This is a genomic window from Mailhella massiliensis (assembly GCF_020741395.1).
In the GTDB taxonomy this organism is placed as follows: Bacteria; Desulfobacterota; Desulfovibrionia; order Desulfovibrionales; family Desulfovibrionaceae; genus Mailhella; species Mailhella massiliensis_A.
Genome location: NZ_DYZA01000219.1, coordinates 1 through 5862, shown reverse-complemented (window position 1 = coordinate 5862; position 5862 = coordinate 1). Strand labels below are relative to the sequence as shown.

Sequence of the window (5862 nt, the reverse complement as noted above, 5' to 3'; positions counted from 1 at the left end):
GTCTGCGGGATGCCTCGCGCAACAAAGGACTTCTTCGCTGCGCGCAGGAAGAAATGCCCGAGGGCATAAAGCTTGTCATTGCCGACATTGCCGACATTCCTTTTTATGTGGAAGGGCGGGAAAAGCCCGAGTCCGTCGTCGCCCTTGCCGAGGGGGTGAAAACGGCCGACGCCCTTGTGCTGGCTGTACCGGAATACAATTATTCCGTGGCCCCGGCCTTGAAGAACGCCCTGGACTGGCTTTCGCGTGAACCGGGGGAAATCCTTGCCGGAAAGCCTGCCGCCATGATGGGGGCGGGCGGCGGCATGGGGACTTCCCGGGCGCAGTATCACCTGCGTCAGAGCTGCGTCTATCTTGATATCCGGGTCCTGAACAGGCCGGAAGTGTTTGCCAACGCCTTTTCCGACGCCTTCACCGCTCAGGGCGACGTATCCGGCAGTGCGGAAGGGCGCAAGCTGCGGGAAAAGGTGGCTGCGCTGATGAATGCCTTGAAGGACAGGGTGGAAAAGGGAGCTTGAACACTGAGCTTGTTCGCGCGGCGTTTGCAAGGGGCCTCTGTGCCGTAGGGTAGTCGCCATGACGCCGTGTTCAGAAAGGGCCGGGCCCTCAGCCGGGCCGCAGAGTCAGAAAGGGCTGATCCCGCCTCCGGGGGAAAGACGCGTTTTCCCGGAAGACCGTTTGCCGCATGCGTCTTCGGCAGGGGAAGGTGCTCCACCCCGGCGGGGCGGCAGGAACGGCTGACAAAATCCCATGCCGTGCGGAAAGCTGGCCGGGGCGGTGAGTGCGTAATTTCCGGGGCTCTGTATGCCCCCGGAGTTGTTTTGCTTCTGCCGCGTCCGCATGAGCGGGAATAACCCGGGCGCGCTGGATCATCCCGGTGGAAGGTTGGGGTGCGCTCAGGCCTGAGCGTCTGCCTGAGGAGGGTTGCTCTTTCCGCTCAGGGACAGGATGCTGATTTTTACTACTTCCGTGCTCTCCAGCACCTTGGGCGGGATGGGGAGCGTGCAGCGGCTCCGGTATTTTTCCGCCAGAGCGGCCAGGGCTCGGCTTTTTTCCTCCATGTCGACGACGCATGCCGCCTTTCCCGTGCCGCACAGGCTCTTGTAGAGCGTGGTGGCCTTTTCCCTGTCTATGGCAAGAACTTCGTGGACGGAAAAGCCTATGCCCGGGCTGCGCTTCAGGCAGTCCAACTTGCGTCCTTCCTTCGCGCAGTGGAAATACAGTGCGCCTTCCAGAAGAACAAAGTTGACGGGAACCACATAGGGGGCTTCTTCGGTCTGAAAGGCCAAGGTGAGGACTTCCGCCTGCTCCAGCAGGCCGGTGAAAAAGGCCGGAGCGTTACACTCCCTGTCTTTGCGGCGCATATTTTCTCCTTGTTTCGGGTATGGAGGCTCTTCGCCTGCGGAAGAGCCTGTGTTAATATGGAGCGGTGCGGGAGGCCTGCCGTGGAGGGAGCCGCCTGCCGGGCTGGGGTAAAAGCTTTTCATCGGGGGTAAGCCCCTGTCAATCTTTTTTCCGTGATTGCGCGCAACGCGGCATCATGTCTGCGGAAAGAGGAGAGAAAAAGCTTCCGCGGCATGTTTTCCCGCACGTTGCGTCCAGAAAAATTAATGTGATGCTTGAACTTTGGAGGAAGCCATGCTGGGAGCCGTTGTCGGCGATATCGTCGGATCGCGTTTTGAGTGGAGCAATATCAAAAGCAAGGACTTTGAATTTCTGACTCCGGCCTGCCGTGTGACGGACGACAGCGTGATGACTTTGGCTGTGGCCCGCGCCGTGCTGGAATGTGGGGATGAAAGGGAAAAGCTTGCGGAGGCGGCCGTCGCCTCCATGCGGGATTTCGGCCGCCGCTTTGCGCGCGGGTGCTACGGAGGGCGTTTCTCCCGCTGGCTGGCCTCTGAGAATCCGGCCCCTTACGGCAGTTTCGGCAACGGCGCGGCTATGCGTGTGAGCGCCTGCGCCTGGGCGGCGGAATCCCTGGAAGACGCGCTGGACATGGCAAGGCGCGTCACCTCGATCACGCACGATCACCCGGAAGGCATACGCGGGGCCGAAGCCGTGACTGCCGTCATCTGGTACGCACGGCAAGGGGAGTCTCTGGAAAGGATACGCAGGCTTGTGGAGGCTTCCTGGTACAGGCTGAATTTCACGCTGGACGAGATACGCGGGGACTATGCCTTCGACGTGAGCTGTCAGGGCTCCGTACCGCAGGCCGTAGAGGCCTTTCTGGAAGCCGTGGATTTTGAAGATGCCGTGCGCAACGCCGTTTCCCTGGGGGGAGACAGCGACACCATCGCCGCTATGGCGGGCAGTATGGCAGAGGCCCGTTACGGCGTTCCCGAGGCGTTGCGGGCGCGCGTCATGCCCTTTCTGGCCGCGCCGCTTCGCGAGGTACTGGAGCGTTTTGAAGAGCGCTTTGCTCCCGTGCCGGGGCGGCGGGACTGAGGGGAAGCAGAGCGCAGCTTCCGGCAGAGCGTTCGTCGGAAGGAGCTTGTTATGCCCGGAGATATATTCCCGGTGCTATGCCCGGGAGGTCGGCATACAGCGTGCCGTGCATGCCCGGGTTGAGGCGCTCCGCTTTTTCGCCTCTGTGGTTTTCCAGAACGTAGCTTCCCGCGCAAAGCTTCGGCCGCCGCATGCCGGGCAGAAGGAGCGAGGCGTCGGTATCCGCGTTCCAGGGAGAACGCACTTCCACCTGCCAGCCGCCGTTCGGCCCGGGTTCGACCACGCGGGCCACTACGGGCCTGGGGGAAAAATCGTGCGGCGCTTTTTCCACCACGCGTTCCGGCAGGAAGAAGCCGGAGCAGAGCGGGCGTGAGGCCGTGTGCAGAAGCTCTTCCACAAAAGCATCCTGGGGGAGCCCCTCAGCGTCCTCCGGCGTTTTTTCCCCCAGAGTTCCGGCAAGGGAGAGGGCTGTGCGATACACGTCCGTCACCTGGGCGACGTAGCTCCCGCTCTTGGTGCGCCCTTCCAGCTTGAGCGCAGCGGGATGCATGCGCACGATTTCCTCCATCCAGCGCACGAGGCACAGGTCCATGGGAGCCCAGACGGCGCTGAAGTCTTCTCCCTGCTCGATATCGAGGAAAGGGCCGTCGCGGCGCAGGGCTTCCTCCACCGTGAGGGTGATGCCCCGGTACTCGAAGCGGCAGGGCTGCGTGCACAGGCCGAGATTGGCCGGGCGGTTGTTGACCCAGGCGGAGATGAGGCAGTGGCCGGAAAGGGAAAGGCACATGGCCCCGTGGACGAAGATTTCAAAATCCATGGAGGGGAAGCGCCGGATAAGGCTCTCCATGGCCTCTTTACTCAGTTCGCGGGCCAGATTGATGCGCTTCACGCCGACTTCGCTCCAGAATTCCACAGCGGAGGCATTGACGGAGTGGGCCTGAGTGGAAAGGTGCAGCTCCACACCCGGGCAGCGGCGGAGCGCAAGGCGTATCACTCCCGGGTCGGCCGCGATGAGTCCGTCCACGCCGAGGTCGGGCAGCGCGTCGAGTTGCTCTTCCACCAGCGGGAGATGTTCGTCGAAGGGAAGGGCGTTCAGGCAGTAGTAAACTTTTACGCCGTGCTCGTGGGCAAGGCGCACGGCCTCTTCCAGGGCCTTGCCGTCGAAGCCCTGACATTTGGCCCGCAGGGAAAGGACGCTTCCGCCGAGATACACGGCGTCTGCTCCGTAGAGAACGGCGGCCTCCAGCTGTTCCCGGCCTCCGGCCGGGGCAAGAAGTTCCGGGAGCGAATATTCCTTCATGGCAGTATCGGGGTTAAAAGAAAAGGGGGCGCGGTATTGCGTGCGGCCCGGGGTGCAACAAAGCTCTAGCCTGCCTTGCGAGGAAAGACAAGACTCCCGTACTGGACAAAGGAGGCCCTTGCGCTTAATGAAGGGACTGCCGCCTTGGCGGCAAGGGAGTATTCCATGAAATATATGCAAGCGGCTTTTTTCGTTGCCGTCTTTTTTTTCTGCAGGGCGGCGTGCGCCCTGGGGGCTGGGGCTTTCGGTCTGGAACTCGGGAGCGATATCGGCAGGTACGGCCACGGGGAGCAGCCGGTTTCCGAACGGTGGGAAATCAGGATGTATGAAGTGACTCCGCCCGCACCCGACGCCCGGTTCGATACCTATGCGGTGGATACCTTCAAAGGCCGGATCATACGGATCATGGCTTCTTCTTCCGACGACCTGAGCGCCGAGGGAACGGCTACGCTGGAGGTGCTTCACAGCCTGAAGGAAGAGCTTGTCGCGAAATACGGGGAGCCTTCCCTCAATGTGGAGGATGTGGAGGACGCAGGGAGCGACCTTCGCGGTTACCTTGCCGATGAAGGAGGCATGGAGGTATTGGAATGGATTTTCCCCGTTTCCGGAGCGGCTGACGGGCCGGGCGCAGTATACGTCTTTCTTGCCGGTTCGGAAACCGAGGGGGGAAAGCAGGCTTCCTACTGTACCTTATATATGGAAAGTCGGGACTACCCCGCCATCAGCGATCAGGCGGAGCAGAAGGAACAGGGCGCGATACAGCCGTAACTGACTGTTGCTCCACACCGGCCTGCCTGAGGCCGCGGGGAGCGAAGGGAATTTTTTCCGGCAAAACCGGGGTAACATCTTGCTGAAAAGGAAAAGACATGGAAAGAAGTGCCGCTGAAATACGCCGTGCATGGGGCTGCCTGCTCGGCCAGATAGCCGGCGATTCCCTGGGCAGTCAGGTGGAGTTCAAAGATGAGGAAAAGGTGCGAGCCCTGTACCCCGCGGGCATGGACGAGCTGGAGGGCAGCGCGCTTTACGGTACCCTTCCGGGCCAGCCTACCGACGATTCGGAAATGGCGCTCGCCCTGGCCCGCAGTCTCGTCACAGAGGGCGGATTTCATGCAGAAAAGGTGCGCGCGGCCTATGCGGCGTGGCTGGGCAGCCACCCTGTGGATTTTGCCCACTCGGTGTTCCGCGCCCTGCACGGCAAGGTGGATGCGCGGAGCGAAGCCAACTGCGCGCTGATGCGGGTGAGCCCGCTTGGTATATTCGGCGTGCGTTTCGTGCCGGATACGGCGCTTCCCTGCGATGACGGCGCTGTGCCCGACATGAAGGCTCTTGCTGAAGACACGGGCATGAGGAAGCTGGCTCTTCTGTCCATGGAGGAAGCCGCACTCACGAACCCGCACCCTGTGTGTCGTGCCGCAAGCGTCTCCTATGTGTCGGCCCTTGCCTGCGGAATAAGGAGCGGCTCTCGACTGGCTATGTGGCGGGCTGCCTGTGCCGTGGTCGAGGCGCTTCCCTTATGGAGCGATATTCCGGCGGCCGAATCTGTCCGCGTGCGCGACTGCCTTGAGAGGGCGAGAGCGCAGGAGCTTGCGAATTATCAGGAGAACATGAGCCATGTGCTCACCACGCTGCACAACGGTTTCCGGCGTCTTCTCCTTGCCGGAAGCGCCGGGGAGGGGGTGCGCGATACAGCCATGCACGGGGGCGATGCGGCGGCCAACGGAGCGGTGGCGGGGGCTTTGCTCGGCGCAGCGCTGGATATTGATTCTTTCCCTCATCAGTGGGCGGACGCCGTGCTTTCCTGCATGCCGAAGGAAGGACGGGTTGCCCGTCCGAGGCCCGAGGCTTACTGGCCCATGGATTTCATGCCCTTGGCGGAGCGGCTCCTGGGCTGAGCGCAGGAACCGCTCCGGGGAAAGTGCTTCTCCATACGGGGGGTGAGCTTTCCGAGGTATGGCAGTAGTCCCGGAAAAGAGGGAGGCAGGCCGTGCGGCCCGCCTCTTTTTTGGTTAAAAGAAACCCCCCAGCTAGGCTGGGGGTTCCCGAAAACTTATAGTTATGCGTAGGTTATAAACACTCCTTTTGATTTGCTAAGAAAGAGGTGCGGTCTGGCAACTGCG

General features: G+C 61.8%; 6 protein-coding genes. 4 read left to right on the top strand and 2 right to left on the bottom strand.

The genetic code is table 11. The features are described from left to right. Window positions 1–2 precede the first annotated feature (2 nt). Window positions 3–518 (top strand): NADPH-dependent FMN reductase, encoded by a 516-nt coding sequence (locus K8W16_RS10650; protein WP_304123523.1) that lies wholly within the window; start codon window positions 3–5, stop codon window positions 516–518. A gap of 378 nt (window positions 519–896) precedes the next feature. On the opposite strand, the gene K8W16_RS10645 is transcribed toward K8W16_RS10650, so the two are convergent. Continuing rightward, window positions 897–1364 (bottom strand): pyridoxamine 5'-phosphate oxidase family protein, encoded by a 468-nt coding sequence (locus K8W16_RS10645; RefSeq protein ID WP_304123521.1) that lies wholly within the window; start codon window positions 1362–1364, stop codon window positions 897–899. Between the two features lie 274 nt (window positions 1365–1638). Between K8W16_RS10645 and K8W16_RS10640 the strand changes: the two genes are divergently transcribed. Continuing rightward, window positions 1639–2445 carry an ADP-ribosylglycohydrolase family protein gene (locus K8W16_RS10640; RefSeq protein ID WP_304123518.1) on the top strand — a complete coding sequence of 269 codons (807 nt, stop codon included), beginning with the start codon at window positions 1639–1641 and terminating at the stop codon, window positions 2443–2445. Between the two features lie 49 nt (window positions 2446–2494). Here K8W16_RS10640 and K8W16_RS10635 read toward each other — a convergent pair whose 3' ends face one another. Beyond that, window positions 2495–3745, bottom strand: coding sequence for a peptidase U32 family protein (locus tag K8W16_RS10635; RefSeq protein WP_304123515.1), 1251 nt, complete (start codon window positions 3743–3745; stop codon window positions 2495–2497). Window positions 3746–3910: 165 nt separating this feature from the next. On the opposite strand from K8W16_RS10635, the gene K8W16_RS10630 reads away from it, so the two are divergent. Then, window positions 3911–4513, top strand: coding sequence for a hypothetical protein (locus K8W16_RS10630; protein ID WP_304123512.1), 603 nt, complete (start codon window positions 3911–3913; stop codon window positions 4511–4513). A 98-nt stretch (window positions 4514–4611) separates the two neighbouring features. Further along, window positions 4612–5637: an ADP-ribosylglycohydrolase family protein gene (locus K8W16_RS10625; protein WP_304123511.1), complete on the top strand. Its 1026-nt coding sequence runs from the start codon at window positions 4612–4614 to the stop codon at window positions 5635–5637. Window positions 5638–5862: the final 225 nt, after the last annotated feature.

Coding starts and splice junctions, on each gene's coding strand:
- K8W16_RS10630 (WP_304123512.1), top strand. CDS start 3,911: ATGAAATATATGCAAGCGGCTTTTTTCGTTGCCGTCTTTTTTTTCTGC.
- K8W16_RS10640 (WP_304123518.1), top strand. CDS start 1,639: ATGCTGGGAGCCGTTGTCGGCGATATCGTCGGATCGCGTTTTGAGTGG.
- K8W16_RS10645 (WP_304123521.1), bottom strand. CDS start 1,364: ATGCGCCGCAAAGACAGGGAGTGTAACGCTCCGGCCTTTTTCACCGGC.
- K8W16_RS10635 (WP_304123515.1), bottom strand. CDS start 3,745: ATGAAGGAATATTCGCTCCCGGAACTTCTTGCCCCGGCCGGAGGCCGG.
- K8W16_RS10625 (WP_304123511.1), top strand. CDS start 4,612: ATGGAAAGAAGTGCCGCTGAAATACGCCGTGCATGGGGCTGCCTGCTC.